This window comes from Streptomyces scopuliridis (assembly GCF_042790125.1).
Lineage (GTDB): Bacteria > Actinomycetota > Actinomycetes > Streptomycetales > Streptomycetaceae > Streptomyces > Streptomyces scopuliridis_A.
Map to the genome: position 1 here is coordinate 19299 of NZ_JBHTZS010000048.1, position 22776 is coordinate 42074.

Genomic DNA, 22776 nt, shown 5'->3' on the forward strand with positions numbered 1-22776 from the left:
CCCGGATCGAGGTTCCGCCCCCTGCCCTGTCCCGGAGGGACCGGTCCTGGGGGACCAGCGATCGCCCGGACGCGGTGGCGCTCCGGGCGCAGGCGGGAGGCTTCGCTGCCCCCACGGCATATCGCGCTGATCACGGGCACCAGGCTATCGCCCTTGACCGGGGCGCCGTCATGGGCCGCATGTGTACAAATACGGGGCCCCAACTTTGACACTCTGGACAGCGACACGGACGCCCGTCGGAGGCTCACGGCCGTGTCGGGCCCGGAACCCTCGCCGACGCGCGCCGACCGGGACGACACTGGTCCACAGGACGACACTGGTCGACAGCTGGACAGACCGGCACACTCTCTCCGGGAGCAGTCATGGCAGCCAAGGTTCTGATCGTCACCGGCGACGCCGCCGAATCGCTGGAAGTGCTCTATCCGTACCAGCGTCTGCGCGAGGAGGGGTACGAGGTCCATATCGCCGCTCCAACCCGTAAGAAGCTCCAGTTCGTGGTCCATGACTTCGAGCCCGGCTTCGACACCTACACCGAGAAGCCCGGTTACACCTGGCCCGCCGATCTCGCCTTCGCCGAGGTCGACGCGACGCAGTACGCCGCCCTCGTCATCCCGGGCGGGCGCGCCCCCGAGTATCTGCGCGGCGACCCGGAGCTGCGCAAGATCCTCAAGTCCTTCTTCGACGCCGACAAGCCCGTCGCCCAGATCTGCCACGGTCCGCTGCTGACGTCCGCGATCGGCGAGCTGGCCGGCCGCCGGGTCACGGCCTATCCGGCCCTGGAGCTGGACATGCAGGCGGCCGGGGCCACCTTCCAGGACTCGGAGGCGGTGGTGGACGGCACGCTCGTCTCGTCCCGAGGCTGGCCCGACCACCCGGCCTGGATGCGCGAATTCCTCACCGTGCTGCGCGCGAAGGCCCCGGTGACCTGAGCGGCGCGGGTCCGGTGACCCCCTGCGGCGTGCGGTGACTGCGGGACCGCCCGGGGTACGCCCGGCCCTCGGCGGGGGCCGGACGCACCCGGGACCCTACGGTCGTCCCGGTCGTCGCAGTCGCCCCTGGCGGTCGCGGCCCTCCCGGTCCCCCCCGGCGGTCGCGGCCCTCCCGGCGTCCCGGCGGCCACGAGAGCGTCAGGACGTCAGCCGTCGCGCCGTGTCGACCGCCTCCGCGAGCGTGTCCACCACCGGCACTCCCACCGCCTCCAGGCTGGCCCGGCTGTGCGAGCCCCCCGTGTACAGCACGGCCCGCGCGCCCACATGCGCCGCCGCCAGCGCGTCGTCGACCGCGTCACCGATCACCACCGTCCGCTCGGCGGATATCGCGCCCGCCGACGCCAGCGCGGTCAGATGGCGCTCCATGTGCACCGCTTTGCTTCCGCCGGACGGGCCCGTCCGGCCGTCGACACGGAGGAAGTGGCTCTCGATCCCGTATCCCCGCACCACCGGAACCAGCTGCTCGTGCCCGTACATGCTCAGCAGTGACTGGCTGTCCCCGGCCAGCCGCCACTGCGACAGCAGCTCCTCGACGCCCTCCGTGAGCCCGCAGCCGGTCCGCCGCTCCGTGTAGTGGCGGTGGAAGGTCTCGTCCATGACGGCCCACTCGGCGTCGCTCGGCAGGCGTCCCATCAGCCGCTCGTAGAACTTCGGGACCGGGACGCAGTACAGCTCGCGGTAGGTGTCCAGCGTGATGGACTCCAGCCCTATCTCCGCGAAGGCCGCGTTCGTCGCCCCGATGACCGCCTCGATGTCGTCGAGGATCGTGCCGTTCCAGTCCCAGACCAGATGCGTGTTCTGCTTCCCCATGCCGAAAACGGTACCGGCCGGGTCTGACAACGGCCCTGGCGCGGCCCCCGCCGACCGCCGTGACCTGCGGCGGGGTCGCCCGTCGACGCGGTCAGCCGATCAGGTTCGGGATCTCCTGGACGCCGTACCAGAGCAGCTCGTGGTCCTCAGCACCGTCCACCGTGAACTGCGCGTCGTCGTCCCCGTGGTCCGCCGCGCCCAGCGCCGCCGCCGCGGCCGACACATCGGCGTCCGCCTCGTCGGAGTCGACATGCACCGCCGCCGCCTTCGACAGCGCGATCGGGGCGGCGATCCGCACCTCGCCGAGGCCCGCGTCGTCCAGCCCGCGGTCGGGATCCGACACGGCTTCCCTGTCCGGCACATCGGCCGCCACGACCACCCTGCGGCGCCCGGCCGCCGGATCGGCGGCGAGCAGCCGGAGCGAGGCGGCGGCGGCGCGGTTGAGGGCCGCGTACTCCAGCTCCTCGATGTCGTCGGAGACGTACCACTCGCGCAGCCCGGGGGTCACGGCGTACGCGGTCAGCGGTCCCGGTCCCAGCTCACCCGTCTTGTGCGCCTCTGCGAGACCGGGAAGGGTCAGGGGGACGTAGACGCGCATGGCTGGCCGCTTTCGTAGTCGGGAGAGCACCTAAGGATACGTGCGGGAGTCCCTCTTCGGGGTGACGCTCATGGAGCCCCCAGTCGTCCACCGGGAACCGCACGCCACCCCGCCGCCGGGCCCGGTATCGCCCGCCGGTCACCCGGATAGGTGATTCCGGCGCCCCGTGCTCCGTGTCCGGACCGGTCTTGCGGGCGTCCCCCAAGGGCCCGTAAAAGATCCCCCAACAGAAAGTTACCGGCCGGTATCCGAACCGGCCGGGCAGAACGGGGGCGATCTGCGTGAACACGACCGGCACCGGCACTCCGACCGGTACCAGCACTCCGACCGGCACGGCGAGGGCCCGGACCACCGCCGCGGCGAGGCCGCCCGGCCGGCGCGACCAGCGCGGGCCCGGCGCCGTACGCCCGCGGCGGCGCCCGCACCTCCCACCGCCGCACGAGCTCTTCGCGGAGCGCCTGCTCGCCGTCCTCAGCGGCCACCGCCCCGTGCACTGGATGCTCGGCCAGACGATCGGCGAGGCGTACGAACAGCTCGTCCGGCTCGCGCCCGGCACCCCGCTCAGGGCCCGGGGCGCCCGCCCCGTCATCCGTACCTGCCGCGCCTTCCAGCCGCGCCCCGGAGCGGTCGAGGCCGCCGCCAGCATCTCGGCGGGCGATCAGGTGCGCGCCATGGCCTTCCGGCTGGAACAGGGCCCCGACCTGCGCTGGCGCTGCGCGGCGGTCGAACTCGGCGGCGAACGGACATGAGGGCGCGGAAGCATGAGGACGGAGGCGACGAAAAGGTCCGGCAAAACGGAGACGGCGGCGCACATGAGGGCGGGCCGGGGCGCGCACTCGCTGTGCGCCCCGGCCCGCCCTCGTCGGTATTACCTCGCGATTACCCCATCGCCTCGTGCGCCGGCTTACTTCTTGCGGCGCCGCCCGCCGCTCGCGCCCTTCTGGGCCTTACGGCGCTCGGCGCGCGTCATCCCGTCCGACGTCGACCGCGTCGGCCCCTCGGCGCTCTGGAAGTCGCCCTCGACGATGCCGCCCTCGCCGTCCACCGTGGGAGCCGAGAAGTGCAGCCGGTCGGGCCGCTGCGGCGCTTCGAGGCCCTTCGCGCGGATCTCCGGACGGGCGGTGCCCGCGGGCACCGCGTCGTCCTTCTTCGCGAGCGAGGGACGCTCGGCCGCGTCCTGCACCGGGACCTCCTCGACCTGCTGCTCGACCTGGACCTCCAGGTTGAACAGGTAGCCGACGGACTCCTCCTTGATGCCGTCCATCATGGCGTTGAACATGTCGAAGCCCTCGCGCTGGTACTCGACCAGCGGGTCCTTCTGCGCCATGGCACGCAGGCCGATGCCCTCCTGGAGGTAGTCCATCTCGTAGAGGTGCTCGCGCCACTTGCGGTCCAGGACGGACAGCACCACGCGCCGCTCCAGCTCACGCATGATGTCCGGGCCGAGCTGGTTCTCGCGCTCCTCGTACTGGGCGGCGATGTCGTCCTTGACGGACTGCGCGATGAACTCGGCGGTGATCCCGGCGCGGTCGCCCGCCGCGTCCTCCAGCTCGTCCACCGTGACCTTCGTGGGGTAGAGCTGCTTGAAGGCTCCCCACAGCCGGTCGAGGTCCCACTCCTCGGCGAAGCCCTCGACGGTCTCCGCCTGGATGTACGCGTCGATCGTGTCGTCCATGAAGTGGCGCACCTGCTCCTGCAGGTCCTCGCCCTCCAGGACGCGGCGGCGCTCGCCGTAGATGACCTCACGCTGCCGGTTGAGCACCTCGTCGTACTTCAGGACGTTCTTACGCGTCTCGAAGTTCTGCTGCTCGACCTGGGACTGGGCGGAGGCGATGGCGCGCGTCACCATCTTGTTCTCGATCGGGACATCGTCCGGCACATTGGCCATGGCCATCACGCGCTCGACCATCTGCGCCTTGAACAGCCGCATCAGGTCGTCACCGAGGGAGAGGTAGAAGCGGGACTCACCGGGGTCGCCCTGACGTCCGGAACGGCCGCGCAGCTGGTTGTCGATACGGCGCGACTCGTGCCGCTCGGTGCCCAGGACGTACAGCCCGCCGAGATCCTTGACCTCCTCGAACTCCGCCTTCACCGCCTGCTCGGCCTTCTCCAGCGCGGCCGGCAGGGCGGCGGCCCACTCCTCGACATGCTCGACGGGGTCCAGGCCGCGCTGGCGCAGCTCCGCCTCGGCGAGATCGTCGGGGTTGCCGCCGAGCTTGATGTCCGTACCGCGTCCGGCCATGTTCGTGGCGACGGTGACGGCGCCCTTGCGGCCGGCCTGGGCGACGATCGTCGCCTCCCGGTCGTGCTGCTTGGCGTTGAGCACCTCGTGCTGGACACCGCGCTTGTTGAGCTGCTGCGAGAGGTACTCGGACTTCTCGACCGAGGTGGTGCCGACCAGGATCGGCTGCCCCTTCTCGTGCTTCTCCGCGATGTCGTCCACGACCGCCGCGAACTTGGCGACCTCGGTGCGGTAGATCAGGTCGGACTGGTCCATACGGACCATCGGCCGGTTCGTCGGGATCGGGACGACGCCCAGCTTGTAGATCTGGTGGAACTCGGCGGCCTCGGTCATGGCCGTACCGGTCATACCGGAGAGCTTGCCGTAGAGGCGGAAGAAGTTCTGCAGGGTGATCGTGGCGAGGGTCTGGTTCTCGTCCTTGATGTCCACCCCTTCCTTCGCCTCGATCGCCTGGTGCATGCCCTCGTTGTAGCGGCGGCCGGCGAGGATACGGCCGGTGTGCTCGTCGACGATCATGACTTCGCCGTCGATGACGACATAGTCCTTGTCGTTCTTGAACAGCTCCTTGGCCTTGATGGCGTTGTTCAGATAACCGACGAGCGGGGTGTTCACCGACTCGTACAGGTTGTCGATGCCCAGCCAGTCCTCGACCTTGGACACACCGGGCTCGTGAATGGCCACGGTGCGCTTCTTCTCGTCGACCTCGTAGTCGCCGGTCTCCTCGATGCCCTTGAGCGGGTTGCCCGCCTCGCCCCTGGTCAGCCGCGTGACCAGCTTGGCGAAGTCGCCGTACCACTTGGTGGCCTGGTCGGCGGGGCCGGAGATGATCAGCGGCGTACGGGCCTCGTCCACGAGGATCGAGTCGACCTCGTCGACGATGGCGTAGTTGTGGCCGCGCTGGACCAGTTCCTCCTGGGACCACGCCATGTTGTCGCGCAGGTAGTCGAAGCCGAACTCGTTGTTCGTGCCGTACGTGATGTCGCAGGCGTACTGCTCACGGCGCTGCGCGGGCGACATGTTCGCCAGGATGCAGCCGACATTGAGGTCCAGGAACTTGTGGACGCGGCCCATCATCTCGGAGTCGCGCTCGGCCAGGTAGTCGTTCACCGTGATCAGGTGGACGCCCTTGCCGGACAGTGCGTTGAGATACGCGGGCAGCGTGCCGACGAGGGTCTTGCCCTCACCGGTCTTCATCTCGGCGACATAGCCGAGGTGCAGGGCGGCGCCGCCCATCAGCTGCACGTCGTAGTGACGCTGGCCGAGGACGCGCTTGGCCGCCTCGCGGACGGTCGCGAAAGCCTCGGGGAGCAGGTCGTCAAGGCTCTCACCGTCGGCGTACCGCTCTTTGTACTCAGCGGTGAGCGCCCTCAACTCGGCGTCGGAGAGGGTTACGAAATCCTCTTCGATGGAGTTGACCTGGTCCGCGATGCGGTGCAGTTTGCGCAGGATCTTGCCTTCGCCTGCACGCATGAGCTTGTTGAAGACGGACACTGAGGTTGGTCTCCTTGCCGGTCGGGCCTGGCACGTGGGTCGGATACGGACACGGGCGCGGGCACGGCAGGCGGGCCCCACCGCAACGGCCATCGTAAGCGAGGACCCGCCCGCGCAGGGAGGGCCGAGGTCACGCGGGCCCGCCGACGCCCGCAAGGAGAACGCGCGGGACCCGTGGAAGGTGCCGGTGAGACGGGAAAAGCACTCGTGCCGGGGGACCCCGCTCAGCAGAATCCGGCTATGGAACCCGTCACTCTCACCACCGAGCGCCTGGTGCTGCGCCCCCTCGCTCCGGACGATGCCGACGATGTCCTCGCGGCCTGCCAGGACCCCGAGATCCAGCGCTGGGTCCCGATTCCCGTGCCGTACGAGCGGCAGCACGCGGAGCATTTCGTCGAGCGGATGGTCCCGGACGGCTGGCGCACGGCGACCGTCTGCACCTTCGGTGTGGTGCCCCGGGACGGCGGCCAGGTGATGGGCGCGGTCAACGCGCACTGCCGGTCGGGCCTCTGGGAGATCGGCTACTGGACGGCGAGGGAGCACCGCGGCCGGGGCTATACGGCCGAAGCCGCGCGGGCGGTGGCCCACTGGGTCTTCACGGCACTGGGCGCGCAGCGCCTGGAGTGGCGGGCCGAAGTCGGCAACACGGGCTCGCGCGCCGTCGCGGAGAAGGCCGGTTTCCTGGTGGAGGGCACGCTGCGGGCCGCGCTGTTCCACAGGGACACGCTGCGGGACATGTGGGTGGGCGCGCTGCTCCCGTCCGACCTGGGGCTGCCGGGCACTCACCCGTACCTCCCCTCCGGGGAGGGGAAGGCCCGGCGGTGGGTCCGGGCGTGCCCGCAGGGGGCTTGGACGGGTCCGCGCGGGCCTGAAGGCGCCCGCGCGGCCCCGCACTGTCAGTGCCGCCGTCTATCGTGCGGTCCATGACGACTGTGCCGCCCGCCACCACCGAGCTGTCCGCCGACGAAGCCCGCCGGATAGCGCTGCGCGCCCAGGGGTTCCTCGGCGCCCCCGACCGGCGCGGCGGGGTACGGGGCGTGCTGCGCCATCTCGGCGCCGTCCAGCTGGACACGATCTCGGTGCTGGCGCGGTCGCACGAACTGATTCCGTACGCGCGCCTGGGCGCGGTCGGCCGCAGGACGGTCGAGGACGCGTACTGGACCCCGGCCCCGGCCGGTACGTCACCGGCACAGCCGCACGCCTTCGAGTACTGGTCCCACGCGGCCTGCATCCTGCCGATCGAGGAGTGGCCGCACTTCGCCTTCCGCCGGCGTGCCTACCGCGCCCGCCCGCAGTGGTACCACGAGCTGGCGGACGGCGCGTACGACACGGTGATCAAGCAGCTGGAGTCCGAGGGCCCGCTGACCGCCACGGAGCTGGGCGGCGCCAAGAACGGCGGGCCGTGGTGGGACTGGTCCGAGGCGAAGGTCGCCGTCGAGCGCGCGCTCATGTACGGCGAGGTCGTGTGCACGGGACGGCGCGGCTGGAAGCGGGTCTACGACCTCGCGGAGCGGGCCGTCCCCGGTGAGTTCCTCCATGACGATCTGGATGACACGGAGTGTCTGCGCCGGCTCGTACGGCTCGCGGGCCAGTCGCTGGGCGTCGGTACGCGCGCCGATATCGCCGACTACCACCGGCTCAAGGGCGAGCAGGTCGACGCCGTGCTCGCGGACTCGGGGCTGGTGCCGGTGGCGGTCGAGGGCTGGGGGAAGCCGGCCTGGGCCGATCCTGAGGCGCTGGCGACCACACCGAGGGGGCGGCACCGCACGACGCTGCTGTCGCCCTTCGACTCCCTCATCTGGGAGCGCGCCCGTACGGAGCGGATCTTCGGCTTCACCCACCGGCTGGAGGCGTACGTGCCCAAGCCCAAGCGGGTCTACGGCTATTTCGCGATGCCGCTGCTGTCCGGGGGGAAGCTGCTGGGCCGTGTCGACCCGGCGCGCGAGGGGAAGACGCTGGTGGCGAAGCAGGTGTCCCTGGAGACCCCCAGGGCGGTGCCGCCGATGGCCCAGGCGCTGCGGGAGGCGGCGGAGTGGGTCGGCTGCTCGGACGTACGGGTGGAGCGGGTCGACGCGCCCGCGCTGCGCGGCCCGCTGGTGGACGCGCTCACCGCCCTCTGAGCGCCGTCCACGGGTCCGGATACGTCACCGGGTCCCGGTACGCCGCTGGGCGCGGTGCCTGGAAAACCTCAGCGGATTTCGAGGATCTTCTCCCGCATCGCGTAGACGACCGCTTCCATCCGCGAGTGCAGTTGCAGCTTCTCCAGGATGTTGCGGACGTGGTTCTTCACCGTGTTCTCGGAGATGAACAACTCCTTGGCGATATCACGGTTGTTCATTCCCGTGGCGACCAGCTTGAGGACTTCCAGTTCGCGGTCGGTGAGACGCGGCGCCGGAACGAGTCTGCGTTCGTCGGTGCGCTGAATCATCGATTTGAACTCGGTCAGCAGTTTGGACGCCATCGACGGGCTGATCTGTGACTGCCCATCGGCCACGGCGCGGATCGCGGTGGCCACTTCATCGGTGGAGATCTCCTTGAGGAGATAGCCGGTGGCGCCCGCCTTGATCGCGTCGTAGAGGTCGGCCTCCTCGTCGCTGATCGTCAGCATGATGATCTTGGCACTGGGGGCCACCTCCTTGATGGAGGTACAGGCCTCGATCCCGCCGCGCTTGGGCATCCGTACGTCCATCAGCACGATGTCGGGCAGCAGATCGGCGGCCTTGTCGACGGCCTCCGCGCCGTCCCCGGCCTCTCCGACGACCTGGATGTCCTCCTCCTGGGCGAGGACGATCTCCAGTCCGCGGCGGAAGAGGGCGTGGTCGTCCACGACGAGGACCCGGATCGGCTCCCCGCGGGAGTCGCCCCGTTCCCCGGCGGCATCGGACCCGGCGCCGCCGATCGTGCCGTCGGCATCGCTCGCGTGATGCACCGGACCGAAGGTGTCCGCCATCGTTCCCTCCCCTGGAGGCCATGGCCCGAATGTCCCGGGGGCCGGCCAACCGCAGTTCGCGGACCACTTGTTGGCCGCCACGCCATGATTTCATGCCCGGACGCCGTAGCGATGGTCCTTGGGGGCGCACAACGGTGCCCCTGAGGCCGCGAAGGGCGCTCAGGGGCACCACGGGGGCATGGATTCCGGACTTATTCCGGCCGGATTCCGGCGGTCCCGATCGGTGTGTCAGCCGCCGAGGGCGCCGCCCGCGCCGCCCGCTTCCGATCCGGCGAGCGGGTCCGTCCTGAGATGAATGACGCCGTAGTCGTAGGCATGGCGCCGGTAGACGACGCTGGGTTCCTTGGTGTCGGAATCGACGAACAGATAGAAGTCGTGCCCGACCAGCTCCATTTCGTAGAGCGCCTGATCGAGCGTCATCGGAGCGGCGACATGGGTCTTCTCCCGCACCACGAGCGGCCCTTCGCCCTGCACCTCAAGAGAGCCGACCATCGTGGTGGGAACGGCCTGTGCCGCCTCCTGCGCCGCGGTCTCGCCGTTCGCGTTCAACTGGGCGACCCCAGGAACGACCTCGACGACCTCGGCCGCCGACAACCTGCCGTTACCCCGGCGGTTGTGGCGCTTCTCGTGCTGCTTGCGCAGCCGTGCCTCCAGCTTTCCAGTGGCCAGATCGAGCGCCGCGTACGGATCGGCCGCCGCCGCCTCCGCGCGGATCACGGGGCCGCGGGAGTGGAGCGTGATCTCCACCCGGTCGCACCGGTCGGCCTGCCGCGGGTTGTGCTCCTTGGACACCTCGACGTCGAGGCTGATCACCTTGCCGTCGAGCTTCTGGATCTTGTCCAGCTTCAGCTTCTCGGCCACGTGCTTGCGGAACCGCTCGGGCACCTCTGTCTTGCGGCCCTTGACGACGATGTCCACGCAGAACTCCGTTCCCGGATCACTCCGCCTCGCTGCGGAGTTACTCCCTGTTGCACCAGACTCCGGTAATCACCGGAGCCTCGGACTTGGCGACTTTCACCTCCTCCTCCCCCATCGGCATCATCCCCATCCCCCGAACTTCCAAGGTTCTGAAAAACGCCGACGCAACACGGGGTATTCAGCGAATCATGACTCGCGCCACTCCTCATATCCGAACATAGCCCTGTCGGACGGGTGTCGGCACCCGCTACCGGCACGTACCTCTGTTCAGTTACTCTCCTGCCCTCATTACCTGCAACGATGCACGCTTCTGATCAGTTCCGGTTTATTTCGAAGGAGAGCGGCGGCGCGGCGACAACTGCCGCGCTCACCTGCACGAATCCCGGAATGCCGGGGCCCGTCGCGGCACGCAGTGCCCTCGCCGCCTCGACGAGCGAGGCGCCGGTCGTCATGAGATCGTCCACCAGCACCACCCTGCCGCCCTCCAGCAGCCGCGCGCCCCCGACGGCGACCTCCAGCGCCCCGGACAGATTCGCCAGCCTCTGACGGGCGCCGAGGCCCGTCTGGTCGGCCACCGCGCGCCGTTGCCGCAGCACCGGAAGAACCCGGCACGGCCGGTCGGCGCGCCGCAGCTCCCCGGCGGCGGCCAGCGCGATCCTGCGGGCCGCGTCGTGTCCCCGCGCCCCGACCGCACGGCGCGTGGAGGGCACCGGCACCAGCAGCAGCGGACCGACCCCCGTGCCGGACGGCGCGGCGGCCCGCACGGCCCCCGCCAGGGCCCGCCCCAGCGGCGCCGCCATCCCGAGGGCGCCGCGCTCCTTGTGCGCCAGCAGGACGGCCCGTACGGCGTCCTCGTACGGCGCGGCGGCATGGACGGCCGGCAATCCCGCGGGCTCCGGCGCGGGCCGTACCCGGCACGGCCAGGTGCCGTACAGGGCCCGTCCGCAGTCCTCACACAGAGGTGTCCTGGGGCTCCCGCAGCCGCCACAGGCGACCGGCAGCACCAGGCCGGTGATCTCCCGCCACCACGCCCGCATGGCAACCACTGTGCCAACGACGAGGGCGCCGGGCCACCCCTGTGGACAACTCGTTCAGGCAAAGATCCGGTTCGTTCCGCCAGGCACTCCGGAACACCCCCGGGGGCCCGATCCCGCGCGCTCGCGGAGCCCCGACCGGCGCGTACGTGTCAGCCGGGGTAGACGGGCGACGAGCCCACCTCGACCATCGTCTGCCAGTTCCCCCCGGAGGGCAGCCGGACGATCCCGGCGTCGTCGGAATCTGCCACCAGCGGCTGCCGGTCGTCGTTCGCCGCCGCGATCGCGGTCACCTGGTTCAGACCGGGCAGCACGCTCGCGGCCGAGGTCGATCCATCGGTCTGGATATAGCGCATTTGCTGTACACCGCCGGACTCCTTGCCGACGACCACCAGCCGGCTCGGCCCGGCCCAGGACACCGCGGTCACCGTTTCCATCTGCGGGGCCACCGACTGGAGTTGCGCCACGGACACGGTCGGATCGGCCGCGGAGCCGCTCCGCTCCACCCGTCCGATCCGGAGCGTGGTCCGTCCGCCCTCGGCTACGAGCAGCGCGATGCGTACCCCGTCCGCCGACACCCGAAGCCCCTGGATACGCCCGTTGCCGAGCCCTTCGACCGTGACCGGTCGCGGCGTACCGGTGCCCCCCGCGAACCGCAGCAGCCGCGGCTTGCCGGGGTCGCGGTCCGCGATCCACAGATCACCGTGCCCGTCCCAGCTCGGCGGGGACAGCCGGCTGTGCGCCGGACCGCCGCTGGACACAAGCGCGGGGGCCAGCTCGCCGTCCGACAGTATGGACGACACATAGAGCGACTTGGCGTCCTCCGTGACGCCCGCCGCACGCTTCTCGTCGCGGGCCACCGCCACCGAGCCGAGCTTCACGCCGCCGCTGCCGAACGGTCCGATGACATGCGACCGGTCGACGCTCTCGTCGGCGCTCGCCCGCAGCAGCGACAGCCGTCCGCGGTCGTCGACGAAATACGGATTGTCGGACCGGCCGGTGGTGCGGTCGGGCGCGAACTCCTCGGCCTGGTCGCCGCTCAGCACACAGAGCGAGGACCCGTCGGCCAGCAGCTCGACCTGCCCGACCGGTGTGGACGTGAGATCCCGCAGCGTGAAGAGCAGCTGCGCCGCCATCTTCCGGCACTGCGTACGGCCCGCCTTGGACGCCTTGTCGTTCAGCGGCACCTTGAGGGCGTTGCGGTCGTCGAACTCCAGCGACTGGGTGCCCTTCTGGAGCGCCGTACCGGCGGGGAAGGGCGAGTCGACCACCGGCTTCAGCCAGTTCGTCGGCCCGTCGAGCAGCACCTTGACCGCCTGGGTCACCGGATCCATCCGGGTCGTGGGGTCTATTCGCTGACGGATGTAGACAGGGTCGGCGACCAGCCAGTTCTTCCCCGACGCGAAGTAATACTTATTGACCGACCGGTAGTTGCGCTGGAAGTCCGACTCACCGAGCACCAGCCCCTGCGGCAGGCTGTCGATCCGCCACTCCTTGGCACCCCCGACGTTCTGCCGGACCAGCCGGATCTCTCCGGTGTACTCGCTCGGTTCGGTCGGCTGGTAGGCGTGTACGGAGTCCACATCCGCGATCCGGTCGCCGTACAGCGGATAGGTGAGAGCGGAGCCGTCGGCGCCGGAAAGCTCCTTCGGGCCCGCCGGGTCGGGCGCGGCGCGCAGCACCGTCGTACCTGCGCCCGGCCGCCAGTAATCCGACGCCTTCTTCGTCAGATACTTCCTGGCCATCACGAAGTCGGGATCATCGCTGGTCATGGCCTCCAGGAAGCCGTTGACGATCTCGTCCGGCTCCGCCTTCTCCCGGGGAGGCACGGCATACACCCGCACCTGGGACTCACCGGGCGGCGACGCCTTGACCGGCTCGACGTCGCTACTGTCGGGGACCGACGCGCACCCGGCCAGCAGTGCGGCGACGGCCGCCAGCAGCGTCGGCGTACGGACCGCGCGCCCCGGGCCATAACGACGGCGGTCAGCGCCCACGAATTGTGTCCTCCCGCTCCGGAGCCCGGCGTACAGAGTGATCGGAGCGATCGTGATCGAAGCGATCGGATTCGCTCTCGGACGGCCGCTCCCCGGTGGGCCGCGCCACCACCCGCGCACCGCTGCCGGGCAGAGCCGCCGGGTCCACCGTCGCCGTCGTACGGGGCGGGGCGGGCACGCCGGGGGCTCCGGCCTGCGCCGAGCGGTCCGCGCCCGGCTGGAGCGGCACACTGGCCAGCCGCTGCGCGGTCTCCTTGGCATCCTGGGCGCCGCCGCGCTCGCGGTTGCGCCGGGAGTCCTCGGGCTCCAGCGGTATGGGCGAGCCGCGCAGCGCCTCGTCCGCCGTACGCGGCAGCGTCAGCCGGAACTGGGAGCCGCCGCCCGGCTCCCCCCACGCCTGGAGCCAGCCGCCGTGCAGCCGGGCGTCCTCGACGGCGATCGACAGCCCGAGTCCGGTCCCCCCGGTCGTCCTGGCACGGGCCGGATCGGCCCGCCAGAAGCGGTTGAACACCCGGGTCGCCTCGCCTGGCTTGAGCCCCACGCCGTAGTCGCGTACGGCGATCGCCACCGCCCCGCCCGCCGCGCCCAGCCGTACGACGACATCCCGGCCCTCGCCGTGCTCGACGGCGTTGACGACGAGATTGCGCAGCACCCGCTCGACCCGGCGCGCGTCGGCCTCGGCGACGACGGGCTGTTCGTCCCCGAGGACCCGGATCCGGCTGCCCTTGCGCTCCGCCAGCGGCTCGGCGCCGCCGATGACCCGGCGCACCACTTCGCGCAGATCTATCGGCTCGGCCTCCAGCGCCGCCGCGCCCGCGTCGAAGCGGCTGATCTCCAGCAGATCCGACAGCAGCGACTCGAAGCGGTCCAGCTGGTCACCGAGCAGTTCGGCGGAGCGCGCCGTCACCGGATCGAAGTCACCGCGTGCCTCATGGATGACGTCGGCGGCCATCCGCACGGTCGTCAGAGGCGTACGCAGCTCGTGCGAGACATCGGAGACGAAGCGCCGCTGCATCCTGGAGAGCTCCTCCAGCTGCTGGATCTTGAGCTGGAGGTTCTGCGCCATCTTGTTGAAGGCCTCGCCGAGGCGGGCGATGTCGTCCTCGCCGGTGACCTTCATCCGCTCCTGGAGACGGCCGGTGGAGAGCCGCTCGGCGATCCCCGCGGCCATCCGTACGGGCGTGACGACCTGCCGCACCACCAGCCAGGCGATCGCCCCGATCAGCACGACCACGAAGAGCCCGGCCGTGGCGAGCGTGACCTTGACCAGGTTGAGCGACTGCTCCTCCTGCGTCAGCGGAAATATGTAGTACAGCTCGTACGCGTTGCGGTCGACGTCGTTCAGCCGCTTGCCGATGATCAGCCCCGGCTCCGGCTCCCGGGCTTCGGTGGCCCCGGTGTACTTGATCTGGGCGTACGTCTGGAACGGCCCGGTCCCCTGCGCGACCGCCGTCCGCAGATCCGCGGGAACGCTGGCGAAGTCCACCCCGCCCGAGACACGCGGCGCCCGGCTGGTGGACACGGCGTCCGCCGCGTCGGGGCTCAGCGCCACCACATTGAACGCACCCGGGCCGCCACTGGCGAGCTGTTCGACAAGGTCGGACCGCCAGTTGACGGAGTTCCTCCCCGACCTGCCGTTCGTCCCGTCGCCCTCCCGGGCTCCGGGCGCCGCCGGGGCGTCGGCCTTCTCCTTCGCCACGGTGAACCCGCCGGCCGCCTGGCTCTGGGCCGCCTTCTCCTTCGCCTCCAGCAGGCCGTTGCGCACCTGCCCGATGACCACGAACCCGAGCAGCAGCACCACACCGAGCGACATCAGCAGCGTCGCCGCGACGACCCTGAGCTGGATATTGCGCCGCCACAGCCGTACCGCGGGCAGCAGCGGACGCCGCACCCAGCGCACCAGGAGCCGCAGCACCGGTCCGCCGGGCGAGCCGTCCTGAAGCAGCCTGCCGCTCTGGAACAGCCGGACGAACCGCGCCAGCGCATGCCCCGGCCCGGCAGCCCGCCCCGCACGGACTCCCGGTTCACCGGGCTTCGGAGCAGCGCTGCCGCCGCTCATATCAGCTCGGTCCCGCCTTGTAACCGACCCCGCGGACGGTCACCACGATCTCGGGCCGTTCGGGGTCCTTCTCGACCTTGGAGCGCAGCCGCTGCACATGCACATTGACCAGCCGGGTGTCCGCGGCGTGCCGGTAGCCCCACACCTGCTCAAGAAGCACCTCACGGGTGAACACCTGCCACGGCTTACGGGCGAGCGCGACCAGCAGGTCGAACTCCAGCGGCGTCAGGGCGATCGACTGCCCCTCCCGCTTCACGGAGTGACCCGCCACATCGATGACCAGATCACCGATGGCCAGCTGCTCCGGCGCCGGCTCCTCGGACCTGCGCAGCCGCGCCCTGATGCGCGCCACCAGCTCCTTCGGCTTGAACGGCTTGACGATGTAGTCATCGGCCCCGGACTCCAGCCCCACCACCACGTCGACCGTGTCGCTCTTGGCCGTGAGCATGACGATGGGCACCCCGGACTCGGCCCTGATCAGCCGGCACACCTCAATACCGTCGCGGCCGGGCAGCATCAGATCCAGCAGCACCAGATCCGGCTTGGCCTCACGGAAGGCGGCCAGTGCCTTGTCACCGTCCGCTACGAACGACGGCTCGAAACCTTCACCACGCAGCACAATGCCGAGCATCTCGGCGAGTGCGGTGTCGTCATCGACGACAAGGACACGTCCCTTCATATCGACATCATCCCATTAGCTCATCGTTACCTTGGCGTGACCTGGCACACAGCTCCGCGATTCCGTCCCCGGTCACCGGGGACAGCGCGCCGTATTCGGTGACGATCGCCGTCACCAGTTCCGGAGGGGTGACATCGAAGGCCGGGTTGAACGCCTGCGTTCCCAGCGGCGCCACCGGCATCCCACCTCCCGTCTCCACTCCCGCCACCGCTGTCCGCGGTGCCGTGAGCTCCGTCACTTCCTGCCCCGGTCGTTGCTCCACTTCGATCGACGCCCCGTCCGGGGTACCGAGGTCGATCGTGGTGGTCGGGGCGACCACGACGAACGGCACATGGTGGTACCTGGCCAGCACGGCGAGCGGATAACTCCCCACCTTGTTCGCCACCGACCCGTCGGCCGCGATCCGGTCCGCCCCGATCAGAACGGCGTCCACCTCCCCCGCCGCGAAGAGCGAGCCCGCCGCGTTGTCCGTGAGCAATGTGTACGCCATCCCGTTGCGAGCCGCCTCGTACGCCGTCAGCCGGGCGCCCTGGAGGAGCGGACGGGTCTCGTCCACCCACAGGCGCCGCAGCCGACCGGCCCGGTGGGCCGACAACGCGACGGCGAACGCGGTCCCCTCCCCGCCCGAGACGAGCGCCCCGGTATTGCAGTGGGTCAGGATGCGGTGGCCGCCACCCGGCAGCAGTTCATCGAGGAGCGTAAGCCCAAACGCCGCCATCTGCGCGCTGGCCTCGGCGTCTTCACGGTGCAGCCGCCTGGCCTCGGCGAGCGCCGCGGCCCCCGCCTGCTCCGGATCGGCGCCCTTGCCGACCGCCTCCCGGTACGCGTCAAGCGCCCTCCGCACTCCGTAGCCGAGGTTCACAGCGGTGGGCCGCGCCCCGGCCAGCCGCTCCGCCGCGTCCTCCACGTCGAAGCCCCGTACCGCGGCGAGCGCCACCCCATAGGCGCCCGCGATGCCCAGCAGCGGCGCCCCACGCACCGCCAGCGCCCTGATCGCCCGCACCAGAGCCGGCACGTCCGTACAGACCAGCTCGGTCTCCTCGGCCGGAAGTCTCGTCTGGTCGAGAAGTACCAGTACGGGCCCTTCCGGCGGCTCGTCCCAGCGGATCGAGGGGAGCATGGGCGGCCCGGCGCCGGCCGGGGTTGGTGCGTACTGATCAGCCATCCGCTCAGTCTGCCCGCTGCGGCACGGACAATGAAGGCAAGGACGGAGCAGAGAACGAGGACGGAGCACAGAAGGAGATACGGCCCCCGGTCCGCCGGAGCGCGGCGCGTGGCACGATGGCTGCCAGCCCGCCGCCCCGCTCCGCGGACAGGCACTGTTGAAGCGCCGGCTCGCCGAGCCGGCCCCGCAACCAATCCACGAGGTGGACGACCGTGAACGACACTCCGGGCTGGGCCTCGCCCGGATCCGCCCCGTCCGACGGCCAGGACTCCGGTGTGCCCAGACCTGCCGCGCCCGCCGACGACACCGGCTCCTCCTCGAAGTGGTCCGCGGCCCAGCCGCCGGCCGGTCAGTGGTCCCCGCCGAGCGCCCCCGGCGCAGGACCCGCCATTCCCCGGCCCACGCAGGGCTGGGGCGGGCCACCCCAGGGTGGCGGACCCGGCTGGGGCCCGCCGCCCGCCGCCAAGCCGGGTGTCATCCCGCTCCGGCCTCTCGGGGTCGGCGAGATCCTCGACGGCGCCGTCTCCACGATGCGCACCCACTGGCGGGTGGTGCTCAGCGTCACCCTCGCCGTCGCCGTGGTCTCCCAGATCGCCGACATCCTCTTCCGCCGCTACCTGCTCCCGGAGCCGGTCGAACTCGACCCGAACGCGAGCCCGTCGGAAGTCCTCAGTCAGGCCGCCGACTCGCTCTCGTCCACCCTCGTGTCCGAGATCCCGGCGCTCGCCATTCTGATCATCGGCACCCTGTTCACCACGGCCGTACTGACCATAGTGATCAGCCGCTCCGTGCTGGGGCGTCCTGTCAAGCTCTCCGAAGCCTGGAAAGAGGCCCGTCCCCGGCTTCCGCAACTGTTGGGCCTGACCCTGCTGTTGCCGCTGATGAGCGCTGCCATCATGACCGTCGCGATCCTTCCCGGCCTCCTGATGGGCTCGGCCGGAGGAGCCGCGCTCACCGCGCTCGGCGGGATGGCCGCCCTCGCTGTCGTCGTGTGGCTGATGGTCCGCTTCAGCCTCGCGTCCCCCGCGCTCATGCTGGAACGCCAGAGCGTGCTGTCCGCCATGCGGCGCTCCGCCAAGCTCGTCACGGGCGCCTGGTGGCGCACCTTCGGCATCCTGCTTCTTACGCTGCTGATCTCCTTCCTGATCTCGCTGATCATCGCCATCCCGACCGCCATCATCGCCACCGCGGTGGACAGCGCGGGTCTCGCCGGCCTGCTTTCCGGCAGTGGCCCGGACTACAGCTGGCCGTACCTGATCGTCACCGGCATCGGCTCGGTGATCGCCTCCACGATCACCTATCCGATCTCCGCCGGGGTGACCGTGCTCCTCTATATCGACCAGCGCATCCGGCGTGAGGCCCTCGATCTCGAACTGGCACGGGCCGCCGGCGTGGCGGGCTACGGCACACAGCCGCCGGGCCACGGCTCCCCGGGGAACTGACGCGGTGTCCACCACGGGGGGAACGGCACTCGCGCGGCAACTCGTCCGCGCGGACGACGACATACCGGTGGACACCCCTCGCGTTCCGGCCCGGGAAGCGGCGGAGCGCGAGCTGTCCAGGCCGACGTACCACGAGAACGACCCGAACCTCCTCCAGCGCGCGCTCAACCGCTTCTGGGAGTGGGTCGGCGACCTCTTCGACTCCGCCTCCGGCGCGGCCCCCGGCGGCCCGCTCGGTCTCGTCGTCATCGTGCTGATCGTCGTCGCGCTCCTCGCCGCTCTCTGGTGGAGGCTGGGTACACCGCGCCGCATACCCGGGACAGCACGCACGCTCTTCGAGCGGGGCCCCCGCAGCGCGGCGGAGCACCGCACCACCGCGGACACACACGCCGCCGCCGGCCGCTGGAACCAGGCCGCCCAGGAACGCATGCGCGCCATCGTCCGCTCCCTGGAGGAACGGGCCCTGCTCGACCCGCGCCCCGGCCGCACCGCAGACGAGGCCGCCTCCGAGGCGGGCCGCCCGCTCCCCGGCCACGCGGCCCGACTGCGCGCGGCCGCCAGGGACTTCGACGACATCACATACGGGGGCCGCACCGCCGACGAGGACACATACCGGCGGCTGAGCGCACTCGATCTCGACCTGGAAAGGGCGAAGCCGCAGCTGAGCACCGCATCCGGAGGAACGGCCGAGTGACCTCCACGATCAGCTCCACCTCGCTCTCCCCCACCACCCGACAGGTGTGGACCCGCAGCCGCGGACTGGTCCTCGCGCTCGTGATTCTGCTCGCGGCCGGGATCACCATGGCCACCCTCAACTCCGGTGACCAGCACGGCCGCCTCGACCCGCGCTCGGCCGACCGGTTCGGCAGCCGCGCCGTCGCCGAACTCCTCAAGGACCGTGGAGTCACCGTCGAAGCCGTCACCACGCTGGACGAGGCCACCGCCGCGGCCGGCCCCGACACCACGCTCCTCGTCACCAATCCCGACCTGCTGACAGAACACCAGCAGCGCTCCCTGTACACCGTGACGGCGCCCTCGGGAGGCCGCACCGTCCTGCTCGGCGCCGGTCCGCCCTCCGTCGACACCCTGGCGCCGGGAGTCCGCACGGACACCCCCGCCCCGGTCGCGGAACGCGCCCCGCGATGCCCGCTGCCCGCCGCCGACCGCGCGGGCACCGTCGACATCGGAGGTGAGCGATACGCCACCGACATCGCCGACGCCGACGCCTGCTACACGAGCGACGGCGTCCCGACCCTGCTCAGAATCAGGGACACCGGCACCGAAGACGGAGACACCGTCCTTCTCGGCTCTCCCGACATCCTGTACAACGACCGCCTCGACCAACGCGGCAACGCGTCGCTCGCTCTTCAACTGCTCGGTTCCCGGCCTCATCTCGTCTGGTACCTCCCCTCGCTCAGTGATGGTTCCGCCGCCGCCGAGAGCGGAGACGACAGTGGCTTCCTCGATCTCATCCCCTCCGGCTGGCTCTGGGGCGCCTTCCAGCTCTTCCTCGCCGCGGTGCTCGCCGCCGTCTGGCGTGCCCGCCGCCTGGGCCCGCTCGTGGCCGAACGACTCCCCGTCGCCATCCGGGCCTCGGAGTCCACCGAGGGCCGCGCCCGCCTCTACCGCAAGGCGAACGCCAGGGACCACGCCGCCTCGTCCCTGCGCTCGGCAACCCGTGACCGCCTCGCGCCCCTCCTCGGCGTGCCGCCGGCCGACGCCCACTCCCCCGACGTCCTGATCCCCGCCGTCTCCGCCCGGCTCCCGGACACCGCCCGAGATCCGCGCACCCTGCTCTTCGGTCCGGCGCCGACCGACGATGCCGCTCTTGTCCGCCTCGCGGACCAACTCGACGCCCTCGAAAGAGAGGTACGCACCTCATGAGTGCCCCGACCGCACAGAACGCCGCGCACACCGGTGACGCCGGGAACGCGGACAGCGCCCGCGCTTCCCTGGAGGCCCTGCGCGCGGAGATCGCGAAGGCGGTGGTCGGCCAGGACCCCGCCGTCACCGGGCTTGTGGTCGCCCTGCTCTGCCGAGGGCATGTGCTCCTCGAAGGAGTGCCCGGCGTCGCGAAGACTCTCCTCGTACGGGCACTCGCCGCGTCCCTCGAACTCGACACCAAGCGCGTCCAGTTCACCCCCGACCTGATGCCGAGCGACATCACCGGCTCCCTCGTCTACGACGCGAGGACCGCGGAGTTCTCCTTCCAGCCAGGCCCCGTCTTCACCCATCTGCTGCTGGCCGACGAGATCAACCGGACGCCGCCCAAGACCCAGTCGGCGCTGCTGGAGGCGATGGAGGAGCGCCAGGTCACGGTCGACGGCACCCCCCGGCCGCTACCCGATCCATTCCTGGTGGCCGCCACCCAGAACCCGGTCGAATACGAAGGCACTTACCCCCTCCCCGAAGCCCAGCTCGACCGATTCCTCCTCAAACTGACCGTCCCGCTGCCGTCCCGCGACGACGAGGTCAATGTCCTGACCCGCCATGCGCAAGGCTTCAACCCGCGTGACCTCCAGGCCGCGGGGGTACGGCCCGTCGCCGGGCCCGCCGACCTGGAAGCGGCACGCGCCGCCGTCGCCCGCACCACCGTCTCGCCCGAAATCGCGGGCTACGTCGTCGATATCTGCCGTGCCACTCGTGAATCCCCCTCACTCGCCCTCGGCGTCTCCCCACGAGGCGCCACCGCCCTGCTCTCCACCGCCCGCGCCTGGGCCTGGCTCACCGGCCGGGACTATGTCACCCCCGACGATGTGAAGGCCCTGGCCCTCCCCACACTCCGCCATCGCGTCCAACTCCGGCCCGAAGCCGAGATGGAGGGGGTCACGACCGACTCCGTCATCACCGCGATACTCGCCCATGTCCCCGTCCCCCGATGAGCCGGTGAACCCGTGGCCCTCACCGGACGAACCGCGCTGCTCGCGGCCCTCGGCTCACTCCCCGTCGGCCTCTTCGCCCCCAGCTGGGCCGGCATCCTCGCTGTCAACGCCCCGCTCTCGCTAGCAATTCTGTGCGACTACGCCCTCGCCGCACCAGTGCGAACGCTCCGATTCACCCGAAGTGGTGATACGTCAGTTCGACTCGGTGACGGCGCCGAGGTCCACCTCACCGTCACCAACCTCTCGGGCCGCCGCCTGCGCGCCCACCTCCGCGACGCCTGGCCGCCCAGCAGCTGGCTCCCTGGCGACGAACAGGCGACGTCACGGCACAAGGTGACCGTGCCGGCGGGCGAGCGCCGTCGGCTCACCACGCTGCTGCGCCCCACCCGCCGCGGCGACCGCCACGCGGAACGGATCACGGTGCGCTCGTTCGGCCCCATGGGTCTGGCGGCCCGCCAGGGCCACCACGAGGTGCCCTGGACCGTACGCGTGCTGCCGCCCTTCCACAGCCGCAAGCACCTGCCCTCCCGACTGGCCCGTCTGCGAGAGCTCGACGGCCGTACGAGCCTGCTGACACGCGGCGAGGGCACCGAGTTCGACAGCCTCCGCGCGTACGTACCCGGTGACGACACCCGGTCGATCGACTGGCGGGCCACGGCGCGCCAGTCAGCCGTCGCCGTACGGACCTGGCGTCCCGAACGCGACCGGCACATCCTCGTCGTCCTCGACACCGGCCGCACCTCAGCCGGCCGGGTCGGCGATGTCCCCCGCCTCGACGCGGCCATGGACGCCACACTGCTCCTGGCCGCGCTCGCCTCACGAGCAGGCGATCGACTGGACCTCCTCGCATACGACCGCCGTACCCGCGCCCAGGTCAGGGGCCGCGCAGCGGGCGACGTCCTGCCCGCGTTGGTGAATGCGCTCGCCCCACTCGAACCAGAACTCGTGGAGACCGACGCGCGCGGCCTCGCCGCGGCCACACTGAAGAACGCCCCACGTCGATCACTCGTCGTGCTGCTCACCACCCTCGACGCCGCACCCATCGAAGAAGGGCTCCTCCCGGTCCTGCCTCAGTTGACCCGACGCCATACGGTCCTGGTGGCGTCCGTCGCCGATCCCCACGTCGAGAAGATGAGCCGAGGGCGGGGCACAGTGGACGCGGTCTACGAGGCCGCCGCCGGTACACAGGCGCAGGCCCAGCGACGTCGTACGGCAGAACAATTGCAGCGTTACGGCGTCACAGTCGTCGACGCCACCCCGGAAAACCTCGCTCCGGCCCTCGCTGACGCATATCTGGCACTGAAGGCTGCGGGACGCCTCTGAGGGCGAAGATGGGTAGCCGAGACCGAGGACTTCAATCGGCTACCCATTACCGGCTGCTGCTCCACGAAATGGACCTTGAACGCAGAAATGCCCCGCACCAGAAGGTGCGGGGCATTCCCACAAAGATTGTTCGGCGGCGTCCTACTCTCCCACAGGGTCCCCCCTGCAGTACCATCGGCGCTGTGAGGCTTAGCTTC

19 protein-coding genes and 1 rRNA gene are annotated in these 22776 nt (G+C 70.7%); 9 read left to right on the forward strand and 11 right to left on the reverse strand.

All coding sequences use genetic code 11. The annotated features are described in order from the left end of the window. Positions 1-362: 362 nt before the first annotated feature. Complete coding sequence (locus tag ACFRKB_RS37010; protein ID WP_383111001.1) at positions 363-929, forward strand: DJ-1/PfpI family protein; 567 nt, start codon at positions 363-365, stop codon at positions 927-929. A 198-nt stretch (positions 930-1127) separates the two neighbouring features. On the opposite strand, the gene ACFRKB_RS37015 is transcribed toward ACFRKB_RS37010, so the two are convergent. Both ACFRKB_RS37015 and ACFRKB_RS37020 read right to left on the reverse strand, forming a co-directional pair. Then, positions 1128-1799, reverse strand: a complete 672-nt coding sequence (locus ACFRKB_RS37015; RefSeq protein WP_365973751.1) for an HAD family hydrolase — start codon at positions 1797-1799, stop codon at positions 1128-1130. A gap of 91 nt (positions 1800-1890) precedes the next feature. Further along, positions 1891-2397 carry a DUF6912 family protein gene (locus ACFRKB_RS37020; protein WP_365973750.1) on the reverse strand — a complete coding sequence of 169 codons (507 nt, stop codon included), beginning with the start codon at positions 2395-2397 and terminating at the stop codon, positions 1891-1893. Between the two features lie 281 nt (positions 2398-2678). Between ACFRKB_RS37020 and ACFRKB_RS37025 the strand changes: the two genes are divergently transcribed. After that, positions 2679-3146: an Rv3235 family protein gene (locus ACFRKB_RS37025; RefSeq protein WP_383111002.1), complete on the forward strand. Its 468-nt coding sequence runs from the start codon at positions 2679-2681 to the stop codon at positions 3144-3146. A 155-nt stretch (positions 3147-3301) separates the two neighbouring features. On the opposite strand, the gene secA is transcribed toward ACFRKB_RS37025, so the two are convergent. Further along, on the reverse strand, positions 3302-6130 hold the full coding sequence (gene secA / locus ACFRKB_RS37030) for a preprotein translocase subunit SecA (protein WP_383111003.1): 2829 nt from the start codon (positions 6128-6130) through the stop codon (positions 3302-3304). A gap of 240 nt (positions 6131-6370) precedes the next feature. Between secA and ACFRKB_RS37035 the strand changes: the two genes are divergently transcribed. Both ACFRKB_RS37035 and ACFRKB_RS37040 read left to right on the forward strand, forming a co-directional pair. After that, positions 6371-7057, forward strand: coding sequence for a GNAT family N-acetyltransferase (locus tag ACFRKB_RS37035; protein ID WP_383111004.1), 687 nt, complete (start codon positions 6371-6373; stop codon positions 7055-7057). Further along, positions 7054-8250 (forward strand): winged helix-turn-helix domain-containing protein, encoded by a 1197-nt coding sequence (locus ACFRKB_RS37040; RefSeq protein WP_383111005.1) that lies wholly within the window; start codon positions 7054-7056, stop codon positions 8248-8250. Before ACFRKB_RS37035 ends, ACFRKB_RS37040 begins: the two co-directional genes overlap by 4 nt. Positions 8251-8318: 68 nt before the next feature. Here ACFRKB_RS37040 and ACFRKB_RS37045 read toward each other — a convergent pair whose 3' ends face one another. From ACFRKB_RS37045 to mtnA, 7 genes are all read right to left on the reverse strand, one after another. Further along, positions 8319-9080 carry a response regulator transcription factor gene (locus tag ACFRKB_RS37045; RefSeq protein WP_365973744.1) on the reverse strand — a complete coding sequence of 254 codons (762 nt, stop codon included), beginning with the start codon at positions 9078-9080 and terminating at the stop codon, positions 8319-8321. Between the two features lie 228 nt (positions 9081-9308). Further along, positions 9309-9998, reverse strand: coding sequence for a ribosome hibernation-promoting factor, HPF/YfiA family (gene hpf, locus ACFRKB_RS37050; protein WP_365973743.1), 690 nt, complete (start codon positions 9996-9998; stop codon positions 9309-9311). Positions 9999-10312: 314 nt separating this feature from the next. Beyond that, on the reverse strand, positions 10313-11035 hold the full coding sequence (locus tag ACFRKB_RS37055) for a ComF family protein (RefSeq protein ID WP_365973742.1): 723 nt from the start codon (positions 11033-11035) through the stop codon (positions 10313-10315). Between the two features lie 149 nt (positions 11036-11184). Beyond that, complete coding sequence (locus ACFRKB_RS37060; RefSeq protein ID WP_383111006.1) at positions 11185-13029, reverse strand: LpqB family beta-propeller domain-containing protein; 1845 nt, start codon at positions 13027-13029, stop codon at positions 11185-11187. Continuing rightward, positions 13019-15088: an MtrAB system histidine kinase MtrB gene (gene mtrB, locus ACFRKB_RS37065; RefSeq protein WP_383111007.1), complete on the reverse strand. Its 2070-nt coding sequence runs from the start codon at positions 15086-15088 to the stop codon at positions 13019-13021. The genes ACFRKB_RS37060 and mtrB overlap by 11 nt, the downstream gene beginning before the upstream one ends. A gap of 1 nt (position 15089) precedes the next feature. Then, complete coding sequence (gene mtrA, locus ACFRKB_RS37070; RefSeq protein ID WP_005486885.1) at positions 15090-15767, reverse strand: two-component system response regulator MtrA; 678 nt, start codon at positions 15765-15767, stop codon at positions 15090-15092. A gap of 7 nt (positions 15768-15774) precedes the next feature. Next, positions 15775-16932, reverse strand: a complete 1158-nt coding sequence (gene mtnA / locus ACFRKB_RS37075; protein WP_383111008.1) for an S-methyl-5-thioribose-1-phosphate isomerase — start codon at positions 16930-16932, stop codon at positions 15775-15777. A gap of 212 nt (positions 16933-17144) precedes the next feature. Between mtnA and ACFRKB_RS37080 the strand changes: the two genes are divergently transcribed. The 5 genes from ACFRKB_RS37080 to ACFRKB_RS37100 are packed head-to-tail and all read left to right on the forward strand — an operon-like array spanning position 17145 to position 22579. Next, positions 17145-18374 carry a DUF7544 domain-containing protein gene (locus ACFRKB_RS37080; protein ID WP_383111009.1) on the forward strand — a complete coding sequence of 410 codons (1230 nt, stop codon included), beginning with the start codon at positions 17145-17147 and terminating at the stop codon, positions 18372-18374. Between the two features lie 4 nt (positions 18375-18378). Continuing rightward, a complete protein-coding gene (locus ACFRKB_RS37085) occupies positions 18379-19068 on the forward strand; it encodes a DUF4129 domain-containing protein (protein ID WP_383111010.1) in 690 nt (229 codons plus the stop codon). Then, positions 19065-20258, forward strand: coding sequence for a DUF4350 domain-containing protein (locus tag ACFRKB_RS37090; protein ID WP_383111011.1), 1194 nt, complete (start codon positions 19065-19067; stop codon positions 20256-20258). The genes ACFRKB_RS37085 and ACFRKB_RS37090 overlap by 4 nt, the downstream gene beginning before the upstream one ends. Next, entirely contained in the window at positions 20255-21256 is a 1002-nt protein-coding gene (locus ACFRKB_RS37095) for an AAA family ATPase (RefSeq protein ID WP_383111012.1), read from the forward strand. Before ACFRKB_RS37090 ends, ACFRKB_RS37095 begins: the two co-directional genes overlap by 4 nt. Positions 21257-21268: 12 nt before the next feature. Further along, positions 21269-22579 carry a DUF58 domain-containing protein gene (locus ACFRKB_RS37100; protein ID WP_383111013.1) on the forward strand — a complete coding sequence of 437 codons (1311 nt, stop codon included), beginning with the start codon at positions 21269-21271 and terminating at the stop codon, positions 22577-22579. A gap of 128 nt (positions 22580-22707) precedes the next feature. Here the strand turns inward: ACFRKB_RS37100 and rrf are convergent. Further along, positions 22708-22776, reverse strand: a 5S ribosomal RNA gene (rrf, locus tag ACFRKB_RS38980); the annotation flags it as partial.